Origin of the sequence: Bacillus sp. XF8 (assembly GCF_017498755.1) — a bacterium.
In the GTDB taxonomy this organism is placed as follows: domain Bacteria; phylum Bacillota; class Bacilli; order Bacillales; family Bacillaceae_G; genus Bacillus_A; species Bacillus_A bingmayongensis.
Genome location: NZ_JAGDQK010000038.1, coordinates 1 through 15,854 on the forward strand (window position 1 = coordinate 1; position 15,854 = coordinate 15,854).

Annotated in this window: 19 protein-coding genes, 2 tRNA genes and 4 riboswitches; of the genes, 19 read left to right on the forward strand and 2 right to left on the reverse strand. The window is 36.5% G+C overall.

What is annotated here, in order from left to right:
* Position 1 precedes the first annotated feature (1 nt).
* The 4 genes from J4P91_RS21600 (at position 2) to J4P91_RS21615 (ending at position 2,262) form a co-directional block, all read left to right on the forward strand.
* Positions 2-76 (forward strand) — tRNA-Asn (locus J4P91_RS21600).
* Position 77: 1 nt separating this feature from the next.
* Positions 78-149, forward strand: a tRNA-Glu gene (locus J4P91_RS21605).
* Between the two features lie 171 nt (positions 150-320).
* Positions 321-740: a CBS domain-containing protein gene (locus tag J4P91_RS21610; protein ID WP_207995779.1), complete on the forward strand. Its 420-nt coding sequence runs from the start codon at positions 321-323 to the stop codon at positions 738-740.
* 370 nt (positions 741-1,110) lie between these two features.
* Positions 1,111-2,262: a DUF3965 domain-containing protein gene (locus J4P91_RS21615; protein WP_207995780.1), complete on the forward strand. Its 1,152-nt coding sequence runs from the start codon at positions 1,111-1,113 to the stop codon at positions 2,260-2,262.
* A gap of 102 nt (positions 2,263-2,364) precedes the next feature.
* On the opposite strand, the gene J4P91_RS21620 is transcribed toward J4P91_RS21615, so the two are convergent.
* Together J4P91_RS21620 and J4P91_RS21625 are read right to left on the reverse strand one after the other, a co-directional pair.
* The gene (locus J4P91_RS21620) at positions 2,365-2,697 is read right to left on the reverse strand and encodes a hypothetical protein (RefSeq protein ID WP_207995781.1); all 333 of its coding nucleotides are present in this window, start codon (positions 2,695-2,697) and stop codon (positions 2,365-2,367) included.
* Positions 2,698-2,703: 6 nt separating this feature from the next.
* Positions 2,704-3,777, reverse strand: coding sequence for an SH3 domain-containing protein (locus J4P91_RS21625; protein ID WP_207995782.1), 1,074 nt, complete (start codon positions 3,775-3,777; stop codon positions 2,704-2,706).
* A gap of 429 nt (positions 3,778-4,206) precedes the next feature.
* Positions 4,207-4,319: riboswitch (TPP riboswitch) on the forward strand.
* A gap of 61 nt (positions 4,320-4,380) precedes the next feature.
* Positions 4,381-4,483, forward strand: a riboswitch (TPP riboswitch).
* Between the two features lie 88 nt (positions 4,484-4,571).
* On the opposite strand from J4P91_RS21625, the gene tenA reads away from it, so the two are divergent.
* The 15 genes from tenA (at position 4,572) to kdpA (ending at position 15,850) form a co-directional block, all read left to right on the forward strand.
* On the forward strand, positions 4,572-5,267 hold the full coding sequence (tenA, locus tag J4P91_RS21630; protein WP_207995783.1) for a thiaminase II: 696 nt from the start codon (positions 4,572-4,574) through the stop codon (positions 5,265-5,267).
* On the forward strand, positions 5,236-5,985 hold the full coding sequence (locus J4P91_RS21635; protein WP_207995784.1) for an ABC transporter ATP-binding protein: 750 nt from the start codon (positions 5,236-5,238) through the stop codon (positions 5,983-5,985). Before tenA ends, J4P91_RS21635 begins: the two co-directional genes overlap by 32 nt.
* On the forward strand, positions 5,982-6,734 hold the full coding sequence (locus J4P91_RS21640) for an ABC transporter permease (RefSeq protein WP_207995785.1): 753 nt from the start codon (positions 5,982-5,984) through the stop codon (positions 6,732-6,734). Before J4P91_RS21635 ends, J4P91_RS21640 begins: the two co-directional genes overlap by 4 nt.
* Entirely contained in the window at positions 6,731-7,732 is a 1,002-nt protein-coding gene (locus J4P91_RS21645) for an ABC transporter substrate-binding protein (protein WP_017153219.1), read from the forward strand. The genes J4P91_RS21640 and J4P91_RS21645 overlap by 4 nt, the downstream gene beginning before the upstream one ends.
* Before the next feature lie 10 nt (positions 7,733-7,742).
* Positions 7,743-8,363: a thiazole tautomerase TenI gene (tenI, locus tag J4P91_RS21650; RefSeq protein ID WP_017153218.1), complete on the forward strand. Its 621-nt coding sequence runs from the start codon at positions 7,743-7,745 to the stop codon at positions 8,361-8,363.
* Positions 8,356-9,465 carry a glycine oxidase ThiO gene (thiO, locus tag J4P91_RS21655; protein WP_207995786.1) on the forward strand — a complete coding sequence of 370 codons (1,110 nt, stop codon included), beginning with the start codon at positions 8,356-8,358 and terminating at the stop codon, positions 9,463-9,465. Before tenI ends, thiO begins: the two co-directional genes overlap by 8 nt.
* A gap of 15 nt (positions 9,466-9,480) precedes the next feature.
* Positions 9,481-9,684, forward strand: coding sequence for a sulfur carrier protein ThiS (thiS, locus tag J4P91_RS21660; RefSeq protein ID WP_207995787.1), 204 nt, complete (start codon positions 9,481-9,483; stop codon positions 9,682-9,684).
* Between the two features lie 2 nt (positions 9,685-9,686).
* Complete coding sequence (locus J4P91_RS21665; RefSeq protein ID WP_207995788.1) at positions 9,687-10,457, forward strand: thiazole synthase; 771 nt, start codon at positions 9,687-9,689, stop codon at positions 10,455-10,457.
* Positions 10,450-11,469 (forward strand): thiazole biosynthesis adenylyltransferase ThiF, encoded by a 1,020-nt coding sequence (locus J4P91_RS21670; RefSeq protein WP_207995789.1) that lies wholly within the window; start codon positions 10,450-10,452, stop codon positions 11,467-11,469. Before J4P91_RS21665 ends, J4P91_RS21670 begins: the two co-directional genes overlap by 8 nt.
* 5 nt (positions 11,470-11,474) lie before the next feature.
* Positions 11,475-12,287: a bifunctional hydroxymethylpyrimidine kinase/phosphomethylpyrimidine kinase gene (gene thiD, locus J4P91_RS21675; protein WP_207995790.1), complete on the forward strand. Its 813-nt coding sequence runs from the start codon at positions 11,475-11,477 to the stop codon at positions 12,285-12,287.
* A 256-nt stretch (positions 12,288-12,543) separates the two neighbouring features.
* Positions 12,544-12,691, forward strand: a riboswitch (cyclic di-AMP (ydaO/yuaA leader).
* 93 nt (positions 12,692-12,784) lie between these two features.
* Positions 12,785-13,183 carry a hypothetical protein gene (locus J4P91_RS21680; RefSeq protein WP_207995791.1) on the forward strand — a complete coding sequence of 133 codons (399 nt, stop codon included), beginning with the start codon at positions 12,785-12,787 and terminating at the stop codon, positions 13,181-13,183.
* Between the two features lie 16 nt (positions 13,184-13,199).
* Complete coding sequence (locus J4P91_RS21685) at positions 13,200-13,430, forward strand: hypothetical protein (protein WP_207995792.1); 231 nt, start codon at positions 13,200-13,202, stop codon at positions 13,428-13,430.
* Positions 13,431-13,733: 303 nt separating this feature from the next.
* A riboswitch (cyclic di-AMP (ydaO/yuaA leader) is annotated at positions 13,734-13,879 on the forward strand.
* Positions 13,880-13,981: 102 nt separating this feature from the next.
* A complete protein-coding gene (locus tag J4P91_RS21690; protein WP_026592831.1) occupies positions 13,982-14,086 on the forward strand; it encodes a hypothetical protein in 105 nt (34 codons plus the stop codon).
* Positions 14,083-14,163, forward strand: a complete 81-nt coding sequence (gene kdpF, locus J4P91_RS21695; protein WP_000972378.1) for a K(+)-transporting ATPase subunit F — start codon at positions 14,083-14,085, stop codon at positions 14,161-14,163. The genes J4P91_RS21690 and kdpF overlap by 4 nt, the downstream gene beginning before the upstream one ends.
* Before the next feature lie 19 nt (positions 14,164-14,182).
* Positions 14,183-15,850 carry a potassium-transporting ATPase subunit KdpA gene (gene kdpA / locus J4P91_RS21700; protein WP_207995793.1) on the forward strand — a complete coding sequence of 556 codons (1,668 nt, stop codon included), beginning with the start codon at positions 14,183-14,185 and terminating at the stop codon, positions 15,848-15,850.
* Positions 15,851-15,854: the final 4 nt, after the last annotated feature.

Sequence of the window (15,854 nt, forward strand, 5' to 3'; positions counted from 1 at the left end):
TTCCGCAGTAGCTCAGTGGTAGAGCTATCGGCTGTTAACCGATCGGTCGTAGGTTCGAGTCCTACCTGCGGAGCCATGGCCCGTTGGTCAAGTGGTTAAGACACCGCCCTTTCACGGCGGTAACACGGGTTCGAATCCCGTACGGGTCATATAAAAGAGTCAGCAATTAGCTGGCTCTTTTTTTGTGTGAAAATATAATGTGAAAGTTCTTTCCTTTTCTAATACAAGATAGGATCAATCTAAAATTCCCTTTATTTCATAATAAATAAAGGGAATTTGGAAAAACTATAGTATGTATAAAAAGGAGGGAATAGAGCTAGATGACAACAGTTAGAGAATTTATGAGTACCGATATCGTACAATGTACACCGCTAGATAATGTATATGAAGCTGCTGTGAAAATGAAAGAAGAGGACATTGGAATGATTCCAGTTGTAGAGAACAATCAAGTGGTTGGTCTTGTCACAGATCGTGATTTAGTTGTTCGTGGAATTGCTGAGAAACATCCTGGGTCTAATAAAATTACAAATGTCATGACAACAGGAATTGTTTCCGTATCTCCTGATGACTCTATTGAAAAGGCTACGGAGTTAATGGCACGGCACCAAATCAGAAGACTACCTGTAGTTGAAAATGGCGAGCTTGTTGGGATGTTAGCGCTAGGTGATTTAGCAACAACAGAGAAAGCTGATGATCAAGCAGGATTTGCTTTAAGTGAGATTTCCGAGCATACAGAATAAAGGAGTATAGGCAGATTATTTTTAGCCTAGAAAATACAGTGTGTTTAGATGTTAGAAAATAGGTAAGGTTGGATACGTTTTATTAATAATATAAATAAAACTATATTGTGATTAAAACGTATCCAAAATATTAGGCATAGATGTATATAAGATGTAAAGATGCTTCATTAAGTATATCTGGAGAATGACATATGTTAAATTCATTTGAAATTTGGGTTAACAATTTCTATTACTAATTTTTGTTATGTTAAAAAATGATATAATAATAAATATAAGTTTCATAAGGGATTTTGAATATATTAATAATATCGTGATTACCTACTAAGCTATCAAAGATTTCATATATAAGTAGAAACGGAGGGGAAATGATATGAGGGATGTACAGAGTAACCCAAATTGGAATTTGGTTACAGATGTCTATGTGGAACCAAATAATTTTGCGGATTTATTTTCTTTACTTGTACCAAATCGTCCAAAAGGTGAAGGAAAAGAACGGACAATTTTAGCTTGGAAAGAAAAAGAATTTTATAAACAAGAAAACTTGGCTCCGTTTATCTTATATGCAATGAATAAAGTACAGAGCTTGCCACAGTTTCATAAAGATGAAATACCAACTTTAGTTCGTATTGTTCGTTTATGCCAAAAGATTGGTTGGTATAAGGAAGCTTATACATTTATGGTGAACCAAAGATTAGATGAATTTGTACATACATCTATGGAATATGAAACGTGGGATATTTTAACTCAAGTTGTGGCTTGGAACTACTTAATCGTAAAATATCGAGTCGGTGAATTAGAAAATAAAGATGTAATGATATGGGAAAGAATTAAATTTAATGAAGAATGTATTGAAAAATGTGAAAAGCTATTATCTCATAAGGAAGTAATGGAACTTACATTCTTTTATATTTGCAAACAGGCAAAACTATTGTCCAAAGAAGAATTGGATCAAGAGATGATGCATTTAGCAATATACTGTAATACATACGTTTATGACTTATACATATATGACTTATTAAAAAAATATCGTAAGTGTACGGATTTTTTAACATATTATGGACCGAGTCGTTCTGTTGTTGCATGTCAAAGGGCTGTAATTGCTCAAATTTCTGACCGTCTTAATCCGTTAAAAACTACGCATGTGGATGATTATCTTTATGTAATGAAGGAAATGATGGAGCACATGTCGTTTGAGTTTATGAATCGATACGAGCACTTCATTGGAAAACTATTATCATATGTACCATTTTTTGAAATGATTCAAGTTCCGCAACATGCATATTATTGTGAAGAGTTGATGTATGTTTGTAAAGGAACTGAACATAAAGAAGAAATCTTGCGGAATTATATATTTATACAATTACATGATTGTTTACCGTCATTTATTAAGCAATTTCTAAAGAATAAGCGCTATGCAACGATTCATGATATTTTATTTTACTGGTGTGATGATGAACAACGAATGGGCTTAGAAAAGAAGTATAATTTAAGTTTTATTTATGAACGATATGCGTGTGGATAAAGAGAAGTTTTTCTTTGTTCAAGTAATATAGTGTATATATGGAAAAAAGGATCTCACCTTCAGGTGGGATCCCTTTTGTAGTCGTAAATGTAGAAGATTGTTCTAAGCTTCTTGCTGCTTCTTACGGTGCTCAGGAATGTAGATATATTGGGAAATAATTACTAATACCCCTATAAAAAATACAGGGAGTATAGCAGCAATATGAAAACCACTATAAATTATATTTGTTATTAAACCGCCGATAATAATAAATGCAGTATATATATGAGAAATTTGTTTCTTTAGACGGATTTTGAATGCTTCCATCAAAGATTCAATTGCAACAAATGAGATGACGATAGCTAAAAAGACAAGGTTAGTATTGTAAATTACTAAGCAACAGATTAAACCGAGAAAAGCTAAATACTCAATTATTAAGGGAATATTACGTGGCATATAATATTACCGAACCAAATAAGGCAGTGGATTTACTGCGTTTGTCTTTTCAGAATTCCATTCACCATTATGTAATTCAAAATGGTGATGTTGTCCAAATGAATGACCTGTATTTCCCATATGTCCTAATAATTCCCCGGTTTGAACTTGATCACCAACTTCTACTGAACGGTCTTTCATATGAGCGTAAACTGTTGTATATAGTTTACCTTGAATATGATGTGCCACAAATACGACATTTCCATAGCTAGCAGAGTAATAAGACTTTATAACTTTGCCTGCAGCAGCTGCATGAATTGAAACATTACCTGGTGCGATAATATCTACACCATAATGCATTTGTTCCCAGCGCATATCAAATGTAGAACTAATTGTTCCTTGAGTAGGAAATTTAAAAACAGCAGGAATAGAAGGAGCGGCTTGTTTAGGTTGTGGTTGCTTTTCAATGATATAATGTTTTGCTACAAATCCATAAGCTGTTCCAAAACGGATTTTATACCAAGTACCGACTGTTTCTATAACTTCTACTTGTGTTCCGTTATGTAAAGATCCAATCACGGAGGTATTTGTTCCGGCCCCACTGCGGACTTTTAATACAGGTGCACCAACATAAAAGGAAGATTGATTTTGTGTTGTAATTCCTTTTACTAATGGCTGTGATGTATGGGATACAAATTCTTTTTTTACATACCCTACTTGCCCATTATGTGAGATTTTATACCAATCCCCTTTTGTTTCTTGTACAGAGATGAATTTGCCGTTTGGTAATCTATCAGTAATAGAGGATTTGATATTTGGCTCAGAGCGAACGTTTAAAATATTGGTATTTACGATATAATTATTTTTAAGTTTAGTAGATGTAGTAAACGCAATATCTGTTTTTTTTAAGGAGTTAGTTTTATTTATTGTATTTATTCTGTTATTCGAATATAATATTTTTGTATTTGATTTTATATATTGAGTGTTTTGAGTAGGCAATTGCTGAGCTGCTACAGTGCGCGTATCTACTTGATTTATGGATGGAAGTAGAGAGGCGACTGCGACAGTAGTTGCCGTTAAAGCTGTAGCTTTCTGTTTCATCTAATATTAGCCCCCATAGATGTATTAATATATTTTTTATTATAGTATAAAGATATAATACTTTGTGCATTGTTCACATAACTGTAATATGAAATGAGAAAAAATAACAATTTTTTAATGGAATCGAAATATATTACAAGAATAACAGATAAATAATCATTAGAATATGAATAAAAGATAATCGATATTTTCTGAATAGATAGTGAAAAATCACTTTTGTACTTATTAGTAGGAGAACAAGTAGCCATGCCTATATGAATGTTTATTTTTCATATTTTATATAGTAGAACTTAGATGTGAATAATTCTCATTTTATAATCTGTAAGCCAACTGGTTATTAGTCCTTGCCAATTAGGATAAATGAGATAGTAATAAGTTAAAACAGTTGCTGATGACCCACGACAGTGTTATACTGACTATGGTAATTTCATATTATGCTAGGAGAGCTGGTGTTGCCAGCTGAGAGTAAGACCGAGAGTCTTTGATCCTTTTTACTACCTGATCTAGATTATGCTAGCGTAGGGAAGCAATTCGGACATGAACAGTCAGTCCCTGTTTCTTTGCGTAAAGAAACAGGGCTTTTTTATTGGACAAATTCATAGTAACAACCACTAGGGGTGCTTTGCATGCTGAGAGAGGAATAATCCTTAACCCTTATGGACCTGATCTAGGTAATACTAGCGAAGGGAAGTGGAACAACGAATAAATGTGTTTTTATTTGCTGTAGCCACTTCTTATATATAGGAGTGGCTTTTTTATTTAGATAAACAGATATGAAGGAAGGGGAAATATAAATGAAATTTTGTGAGAGATTATTCGAGACTGTGCAGCCTGTTTGGGAAAAAAGTCATAATCACCCGTTTGTAACGGGGATGGGGGACGGTACGTTAGAAAAAGATAAATTCCAATATTACATCATACAAGATTATCTATATTTACTAGATTATGCAAAATTATATGCAATTGGAGTTGTGAAAGCGACTAATCCGCAAGTTATGGCAAAATTTGCAGAACAAATAGATGGTATTTTAAATGGAGAAATGACAATCCATAAACAGTATGCAAAACGCCTTGGTATTTCTGTAAAGGAGATGGAAGAGGCAAAACCATCTGCTAAAAATTTAGCATATACAAACTATATGATGTCAGTATCTCAAAATGGTACGCTTGCAGAGTTAATTGCGGCTCTTCTTCCTTGTATGTGGAGCTACTGGGAAATTGGAAAACGTTTAAATGATATTCCGGGAGCAAGGAATCATGAGTTCTTTGGGGAGTGGATTCAAGGATATAGCTCAGAAGAATATGGAGACCTTTGCATTTGGTTAATGGATTTATTAAATGAACTAGCTATTGGGAAATCTGAACAAGAGTTAGCCAAATTAGAAGAGATTTTCTTATATTCCAGCCGATTTGAGTATTTATTCTGGGATATGGCGTATCGTAAGGAGATGTGGGGTTTTGAGGAGCAAGAGCATACTACAATTTCATAATGTTTCTTTTCATTATGATGAAAAGCCAATCATAAACGGCCTAGATGCTTTCGTGCAAGAAAAGGAGTTTGTTAGCATCATTGGACCGAGTGGCTGTGGCAAAAGTACATTGTTTCGTTTAATTACAGGATTAGAAGAACCGACGGCTGGAACTATCCAACTGACAGAAACAACGAGTCATCCTGTAGGATATATGCCACAAAAAGATATGCTCCTGCCGTGGAGAACGATTATTGAAAATGCGGCATTACCTTTAGAATGTCAGGGTGTAAAGAAAAAAGAAGCGCATGTAAAGGCAAAGGAACTCTTAGAACAATTTGGTTTGCAAGGATACGAGGATAAATATCCGAAAGATTTATCTGGTGGAATGCGGCAACGGGTATCCTTTATTCGAACCTTATTAACAGGTGGGAATATTTTACTGTTAGATGAACCGTTCAGTGCACTAGATGCATTAACGAAATCAACTTTGCAAGAATGGTTGTTTGAACAATGGAAACAATGGCAAAAAACAATTTTATTTATTACGCACGATGTGGAGGAAGCTCTTTTTCTTTCTAATCGAATTTTAGTTGTGACGGAGCAGCCCATAACAACTTTGACGGAGCGTATCGTTCCCCTTGGAACTGATCGTTCAAGAAAAGATTTGTATAAGCCTGAGATACTCGCGCTAAAAGATGAGCTACTTGGTATGTTGCAAAGGCAGGTGCTCATATGAAACGTATGACAGAATTATTACCTGCATTGATTTTAAGTAGCATTTTACTTGTGAGCTGGGAAGTGGGAGCTAGAATTGTAGACGAGATGTACATCTTACCATCCCCGACTGCAATTCTAGCTAAAATGTGGGCGTTGCGAGATATATTGCTTGCAGTTCATCTACCGGCGACGTTATACGTAGTTTTAATAGGAGTTGTTATTTCCATCGTGCTCGGTGTGGGACTCGCGATGTTAATGAATGCTAGTTCATGGATGGAGAGAGCATTTTATCCACTGTTAGTTGCATCACAAACGATTCCAATTACAGCTCTAGCACCATTATTTGTTTTATGGTTTGGATATTCAATTTGGAGCAAGGTAGTTGTGACAGTTTTGATTACATTTTTCCCGATTGCAGTAAATACGTATGACGGATTGCGCAGTACAAAAAAGGAATGGGAGGAACTTTTAGTAACATACGGTGCAACAAAAAAAGACATTTTTCTAAAGTTAAAGTTGCCATCTGCACTTCCTTACTTTTTCTCTGCTTTAAAAATTGCAGTTCCTCTTAGTGTCATTGGAGCAGCAATTGGTGAGTGGCTTGGCGCTCAAGCGGGTCTAGGGTACTTTAGTAAACGAATGATGACACAATTAGATGGAGCAGGCGTATTTGCACCTATTGTACTCTTATCATTATTAGCCATCTTCTTTGTATTACTGGTTTCTATATTAGAAAAGAAATTGATTAGTTGGAGGAAACATTCATGAAATTATTCAAACGCATCTTTGTGTTTACATTATTAGTTGCAATGATTGCAGGATGTTCTAGTAATTCGGCATCAGATAAGAAAAAGAAAGAAAAAGAAATTACAGTGATGCTCGATTGGTATCCAAATGCGGTCCATAGTTTTATCTATGCGGCAATTGAAAAAGGATATTTTAAAGAAGAAGGAGTGAAAGTGAATATTAAATTTCCTTCTAATCCGACGGACCCATTAACGTTAGCGGCAGCAGGGAAAGTAACAGTTGGTTTATATTACCAGCCAGATGTTGTCATTGCAAAAGCAAATGAACAAATCCCGGTAAAATCAATTGGGGCGGTTGTACGTTCACCATTAAACCATGTTGTATCGTTAAAATCGGCTGGAATTCATTCACCAAAAGATTTAGAAGGAAAGACAGTAGGTTATTCTGGAACGCCTTTAAGTGAGGCATATTTAAAAACGATGGTAAAAGAAGCTGGTGGTAATCCAGATAACGTAAAAGTAGTAGATGTTGGGTTTGATTTAGTACCAGCGTTAATTACGAAAAAGGTAGATGCTGTCACAGGTGCTTATATTAACCATGAAGTTCCTGTTATGCGTCATCAAGGCCATGAACCTGCATACTTTAACCCAGCTGACTATGGTGTACCAAATTATCATGAACTTGTTTTTGTAACAGGTGATAAAACATTGAAAAAAGATAAAGAAGCGTTGCAATCCTTTTTACGCGGTGCGAAAAAAGGATACGAATTTATGAAGAAGAATCCCGATGAGGCACTGGGTATTTTATTAGATCATCAAGAAAAAGAAAACTTCCCGCTTGTTCCAGAAGTTGAAAAAGAAAGTATGAAAATTTTATTAGAGAAAATGGAAACGAAAGATGAGCCATTTTTATCAGATTCAAAAGAGTCATGGGAAAAACAAAATAAATGGTTGAAAGAAAAAGGAATGACAAAAGAGAGCGTTCCTGCTAATGAATTATTCGAAAACATTTTAAAGTAGGCGAATGAATATGAAAGACGAGCTCCATGTTATCTCAAATGGCCAGATGACATTCAAAGAGTTAGCGAATGTAGCAATGCAGATTGAGAGTGAGATTGATTATTTGCATATTCGTGAGCGGGAGAAAAGCACGAAAGAATTATATGAAGGTGTAGAGGGCCTCCTGAAGAGGGGCTTTCCAGCATCTAAGCTTGTAATGAATGATCGAATTGATATAGCGATCTTATTAAATATCCCTCGCGTACAATTGGGGTATCGAAGTGCTGATGTTAGATCTGTAAAGGAAAAGTTTTCTTATTTGCATGTTGGGTATTCTGTGCATTCTTTGGAAGAAGCAATAACAGCTTTCAAAAACGGGGCAGATTCCCTTGTTTATGGTCATGTATTTCCAACGAATTGTAAGCAGGGTGTTCCAGCAAGAGGGTTAGAAGAAATTGCAGATATGGCAAGGCGATTAACGATACCGATTACAGCTATTGGTGGGATAACACCTCAAAATACAGCAGCGGTTCTTAGCTCTGGTGTGAGTGGTATTGCTGTTATGTCTGGAATTGTAAGTGATAGTAATCCATACGAGAAAGCAAGAATGTATAAGGAAACAATAAGAAAGTGGGCGGAAAATCATGAGTAAGATATATGATGTAACCATTATTGGCGGTGGTGTAATTGGTAGTTCAGTTGCACATTTTCTAGCGGAAAGAGGATACCAAGTTGCGATTGTTGAGAAGAAAAGGATTGCATCTGAAGCTTCTAAAGCAGCGGCAGGTTTACTTGGTGTACAGGCAGAATGGGATGCGTATGATCCACTATTTGAGCTTGCTAGAGAAAGCCGTGCAATATTTCCGCAACTTGCAAGAGCTTTACGCGAAAAAACGGGTATTGATATTGGATATGAAGAGAAAGGCATATATCGGATTGCCCAAAATGAAGCTGAGAAGACAAGAATACTAGATATTATGGATTGGCAACAAAAAACAGGTGAAGAATCATATTTTATGACAGGAGATGAGCTTCGTGAAAAAGAGCCATTTCTCTCTTCGTCTATTACCGGCGCTGTATATTATCCGAAAGATGGTCATGTTATTGCACCGGAACTGACAAAGGCATTTGCGCATTCTGCGGCCATTTCAGGTGCTGATATATATGAACAAACAGAAGTATTTGATATCAAAATAGAAAACAATCGAGTAGTAGGAATGATTACAAATGAAGGTATGATTCCATGTGAAAAGGTAGTAATTGCCGGTGGTTCATGGAGCACAAAACTCCTTCATCATTTTGATAAAGAGTGGGGTACATACCCTGTGAAAGGAGAAGTTGTTGCTGTAAAGAGCCGTAAACCACTATTGCAATCCCCGATTTTCCAAGAGCGGTTTTATATCACGCCAAAACGTGGTGGACGCTATGTAATTGGAGCAACGATGAAGCCACATACGTTTAATAAGTCTGTACAACCAGAGAGTATTACATCGATATTAGAGCGTGCGTATACAATTTTACCAGCTTTAAAAGAAGCGGAATGGGAAAATACTTGGGCGGGATTACGCCCCCAATCTAATCATGAAGTCCCTTATATGGGGGAACATGAGGAAATAAAAGGATTATATGCTTGCACTGGCCATTACCGAAACGGCATTTTATTAAGCCCCGTTTCTGGTCAATATATGGCCGATTTAATAGAAGGAAAGCAAGGGAATCATTTATTAGATTCATTGCTTTCTAAAACGGTTTAGAAAGGGGATGGAAGCTTGAACTTGAAAATTAATGGTAAGCAAGTAGAGGTACCTGGGAGTGTTAAGACAGTAGCAGAATTGCTTACGCATTTAGGATTAGATACAAAGATTGTTGTAGTAGAACGCAATACAGGCATTTTAACAAAAGAAGACCATCAAGATACATCTGTTTTTGATGGAGACCAAATTGAGATTGTAACTTTCGTAGGAGGCGGTTGATTATGTTAAACATTGGACCATTTACATTCAAATCTAGACTTTTATTAGGAACAGGGAAATTTTCAGATTTTGATGTGCAGAGAAAAGCAATTGAAGTATCAGAAGCAGAAATTTTAACATTTGCAGTACGCCGTATGGATATATTCGACGCAGACCAACCGAATTTATTGGAAAAAATTGACGTGAAAAAATATACATTGCTTCCAAATACAGCAGGAGCAAAAAATGCTGAAGAAGCAGTTCGTATTGCGAAATTAGCAAAAGCTTCAGGGCTTTGTGACATGGTAAAAGTAGAGGTTATTGGTGATGACAGAACGTTATTACCAGACCCTGTAGAAACATTGAAAGCATCTGAAATGCTTTTAGAAGAAGGGTTTATTGTTCTTCCTTATACATCTGATGATGTTGTATTAGCTCGTAAGTTGCAAGAGCTTGGTGTGCATGCGATTATGCCTGGTGCCTCACCAATTGGTTCAGGGCTTGGAATTGTGAATCCATTAAATTTAAGCTTTATTATTGAACAAGCAACTGTACCAGTTATTGTCGATGCCGGTGTTGGTAGTCCTGCTGATGCTGCGTTTGCTATGGAATTAGGAGCAGACGGTGTGTTATTAAATACAGCTGTATCAGGTGCGAAAGACTCTATTAAAATGGCAGAAGCAATGAAACTAGGTATTCACGCGGGACGTTTAGGATTTGAAGCAGGACGTATTGTACGTAAACGCTGTGCGACAGCAAGTAGCCCGTTAGAAGGAATGAGTGTAGTTGAATAATCGTTATTCTCGCCAAGAGTTATTTTCGCCAATTGGTGAAAAAGGACAGCAAAAGATAGGAGAAAAACATGTACTAATCATTGGAGCTGGGGCACTTGGTAGTGCGAACGCCGAGATGCTTGTGCGTGCTGGTGTTGGAAAAGTGACAATTGTGGATCGTGATTATATTGATTGGAGTAATTTACAACGTCAGCAGCTATATTGTGAGGAAGATGTAGAAAATAATTTTCCGAAGGCCGTAGCCGCACAGAGACGTCTGCAAGCAATTAACAGCAATGTAATCGTAGAAGCTTTTGTTCAAGATGTAACAGCAGAGGAATTAGAACAGCTTGTTACAAATGTGGATGTGATAATTGATGCAACTGATAATTTTGAAACACGTTTTATCGCTAATGATATATCACAAAAATATTCCATTCCATGGATTTATGGAGCATGTGTAGGAAGTTATGGCCTTTCTTATACGATTTTACCAGGCAAAACGCCATGTCTGTCTTGTTTACTACAATCCATCCCGCTTGGAGGAGCAACATGTGATACAGCAGGTATAATTTCACCTGCTGTATCTCTTGTTGTTTCTCATCAAGTAACGGAAACTCTCAAAATTTTAGTAGAGGATTATGAAGCACTTCGAGATGGACTTGTATCGTTTGATGTATGGAAAAATGAATATTCATGTATGAATGTGCAAAAGCTTCGCAAACATAATTGTCCATCATGTGGTGAGGAGGCAATCTATCCGTATTTAAGTAAAGAGAACACATCGAAAACTGCAGTTTTGTGCGGGAGAAATACAGTTCAAATCAGACCGCCTCATAAGGAAAAACTAGATTTTAAACGATATAAAGAACTGCTGCGTAATCGCGTAGCAGAGTTAATGGTAAATCCATATTTATTATCATTTTCGGTTGAAGGAAAGAGATTAGTTGCATTTCAAGATGGCCGGGTTCTTGTACATGGAACGAAAGATATAGTAGAAGCAAAAACAATTTATCATCGTTATTTTGGATGAAAAGGATGAGTGAAATGAAAGTGAATAAAGCTTTAACAATTGCTGGATCTGATAGCGGCGGTGGTGCTGGTATTCAAGCAGATTTAAAAACATTTCAAGAGCTGGGTGTATACGGAATGACAGCCATTACAGCTATTACAGCCCAAAATACACTTGGTGTTCAAGGGGTATATCCAGTTACGCCCCAAGGGGTTCAGGAACAATTAAATTCAATTGGTACTGATTTAACACCGGATGCTGTGAAGCTTGGCATGTTGTTTAGTAGTGAAATTATTAAGGTTGTTGCAGAGAATATTAAAAAGTTTGGCTGGAATAATATTGTACTAGATCCTGTTATGATTGCAAAAGGTGGAGCGTCATTGTTACAACAAGAAGCAGTGCAAGCGTTAAAGGAGTATTTATTACCAATTGCAACAGTTGTGACGCCGAATATACCAGAAGCAGAAGTATTAACAGGGATGGAGATTCATAACATCCAAGATAGTAAAGAAGCTGCGAAAGAATTGCATAGATTAGGAGCTAAATACGTCCTTATGAAAGGTGGACATGCAGCGTATCAAGGAAATGAAGTAATTGATTTCTTATTTGATGGTGAGCAGTTTATTGAATATAGAAGTGAACGAATTGATTCCAAACAAACGCATGGTAGTGGTTGTACATTTGCATCTGCTGTAACGGCAGGACTTGCAAAAGGGTACCCAATCGAAGAAGCAGTTCAAGAAGCGAAGAAGTTTATTAGTATAGCGATTGAAGAGCAATTAAATATTGGGAGTGGTCATGGACCAACGAATCATTTTGCATATAAAATGAAACTTTAATCAGTAGGGAGCTTCATCCCCCACTGATTATTAGCCTTCACCAATCGGGCTTTTACAGGCAGTTAATCTCCTACCTAATAGCTTTTGCTTTCGCTGCATTTTGGGATGGGGATCTTACTGCCTGCAAATAGCGGGGCAAACGTCAAGAAATTCATGCATAAATATTCAAATATTAATGAGGAAACCAGTTTTTATAACTGGTTTTTTGTTGTTTACTTTTTCCATATTTAGGAGTATTATATCAGCCAGAATCTGTTTTTTTGTAACGCTGAGTCCAATTAATTTGGAGCGGAGGAACCAAATTGTGCATGGTCACTAGGGGTGAATCTTTCATGATGAAAGTAGGGCTACTCTCAAAGTCCGAATCCGACAGCTAACTTCGTAAGCGTCTTGGGAGAGGATGGTGCATTGATGGATACATCGCTTCATCGGTCTGATTAGTATAGGAGAATATCAAGCTATATTTGAATTCTTTTATGCTAAGGAGGATGATGTGCATGGATGGGGAAAAAGAAGTAACGCTCATTTGTGTAGGGGAAGAGGAAAAAGTAAACAGTTTACGAGAATTAGTACCTTTTCAACAAGATATGATTATTGTTACAGTAAATGAACATGTAGCATCTGAAGTGCGAGCATGTGGATTTGAAGCAACTTATTGCTGCAATGGGGAACAGAAATTAACCGATATTTGCAATGGGATTAAAAAAGTAATCCTTCTAGGGGATGAACTTCCAACAGTTAGTTTTTTTACCGAACGTATTCGTTTTTCTTTTCAAGCGCCTATTACAGTTGTCACAAGAAATAAAAGATATCCAGTAAGGCTCTATCAAACAATTGGAGCTAAATTTGTAGTGTTTACAAACTGTGATAACATTTCTTTTTTATTTTTTGAATAGGGTGGAGGAAGTGAAGATGAAGGTGTTATTACGAGAGGATATAGCGAACCGTTGGGCAGTATCAGTAGAGCGAGTTGAAGAATTAGCAATGCAAGATTCTATTTTTCCAAAACCATATATGATATTACCATCAGGAGATAGTTTGTATTTAGAGATTGAGCTGATTGCGTATGAAAAAATACATGTGGAGTTGACGCAAGTGTGCTTTCGTGGGCGGAGTTTACGAACGTTTTTAGCATGTTATTAACAAATGATGAATGATTCTGATTATAGCGGATAATAGGCTTACGAATGAGAAAAGAGCAGATTCTAGGTACTAAAATAGTATCTGGAATTATTCGCTCTTTTTTATTATTATTTCAAATTAAAAGTTAATTTTAATGAAAAACAAAGAAAAGACAAGAAAACAGACGATAAAATATTAATATTAATCAATGTAAGCGGTTAAACAGGTAAAAACTTTCTTATTTTAAGTAATATACCTCTTTACAACTCAAATATAGAGGAGTATATTTACATTCATAAATTGTTCATAAAATTTTCCAAAAACAACCTGATATCGCTGAGTCCAAGTATTTGGAGCGGGGGAACCAATTTTGTGCATTGTCACTTGGGGTGAATCTTTCATTACGAAAGTAGGGCTACTCTTTAGGCCCGAATCCGACAGCTAACCTCGTAAGCGTTTGGAGAGGAGGTTTACTTTTGTGTTGTTCATTTTTGAACACTGAGTAGAGCCTCAGTGTTCTTTTTTTGATGGATAAATGGTAAAATTTAACATTTTCGAGATGGGGGATTGGAATGCTAGATGTAGTGATGATCGGAATCTTTGTTGTATTAGTAGCATCTATGATAGGGCTTGCAAGCTGGTCAGATAAAGTTGTGAAAGAAGGGAAGCAATCATGATGATTGCCTTATCAGTTATTGTCGCAGCGATTACTGTGTATTTAGTTTATGCGTTATTAAATCCGGAAAAGTTTTAATTAGGGGGAATCATTCATTATGATTTGGGTCGCAGTTGTTATCACAGTGCTATTGTTTATTCTTGTGGCAAAGCCAACGGGCATTTATTTAGAGAAGGCTTTTCAAGGTAGTAGAAAACTAGATAAAGTATTTGGACCTTTTGAAAAGCTTATTTTCAAAATTACAGGTGTGAAGTCATACAATCAAACTTGGAAACAGTATGCATTATCGTTAGTTGCACTTAATGGTTTTATGATTGTTGTCGTATATTTCATTTTTCGATTACAAGGCGTATTGCCGTTAAATCCGGCACATATTGAAGGTATGGAGCCAACGCTTGCTTTTAATACAGCAATCAGCTTTATGGCAGATACAAACTTACAGCATTATAGCGGTGAAAATGGATTATCTTATTTATCACAATTAATAGGGATTACATTTTTAATGTTTGCTGCACCGGCAACAACATTAGCCCTTGTAATGGCCTTTATAAGAGGATTAGCAGGCAAGGAACTTGGTAACTTTTTCGTTGATTTTACACGAGCTTTAACAAGGGTCTTTCTTCCGATTGCATTTGTTACAGCACTGATATTTGTTGCGCTTGGTGTACCGCAAACTTTAGATGGGGCGGTTACAGCACAAACGATTGAAGGTGTGAAACAAAGTATTTTACGCGGTCCTGTAGCTTCATTCGTTTCAATTAAGGAACTAGGTAATAATGGTGGTGGATTCTTCGGAGCAAACTCCACGCATCCATTTGAAAATCCAGGTCAAATCAGTAACATTTTGCAAATGATGCTTATGATGCTATTACCAACAGCTTTACCGTTTACGTACGGAAGAATGGTAGGGAATAAAAAACAAGGACGTATCCTTTTTGTTTCATTATTTATGGTATTTTTAGTGGGATTCACAACGATTGTGTCATCAGAATTGCATGGCAACCCAGCATTAAATCAAATGGGAATGGAAAGCGTGCAAGGCAGTACAGAAGGAAAAGAAGTACGATTTGGAACGGTCTTTTCTTCGCTATATGCGACAGTAACGACGGCAGCCGAAACAGGTGCAGTTAATACGATGCATGACACATTAACACCAATTGGCGGATCGGTACCACTTGTAAACATGATGTTAAATACAGTGTTTGGTGGGGTTGGTGCAGGCTTTGTCAATATCATTATGTACGCAATTATCGCAGTCTTTATATCTGGATTAATGGTTGGACGGACACCAGAATTTTTAGGTAAAAAAATTGAAGGAAAAGAAATGAAATTAATTGCGGTAACGATATTATTTCATCCATTGCTTATTTTAGGGTTTTCAGCATTGGCTCTTTCAACGCATTTAGGAACGGATGCTATTTCTCATTCAGGATTTCATGGGTTAACGCAAGTTGTATATGAATACACGTCTTCTGCTGCTAACAATGGATCTGGATTTGAAGGGTTAGGAGATAATACACCGTTTTGGAATATTACAACTGGTTTAGTTATGTTTTTAGGACGTTATTTCAGCTTAATTACAATGCTAGCTGTTGCATATTCATTAAAAGAGAAGACAGTAGTACCAGAAACAGTCGGAACATTCCGAACAGATAATAGCTTATTTGGTGGGATTTTCATTGGAACGATCGTCATTGTTGGGGCGTTAACATTCTTCCCAATGTTGGTATTAGGCCCAATTGCAGAATTTCTTACATTGAAGTGATGGA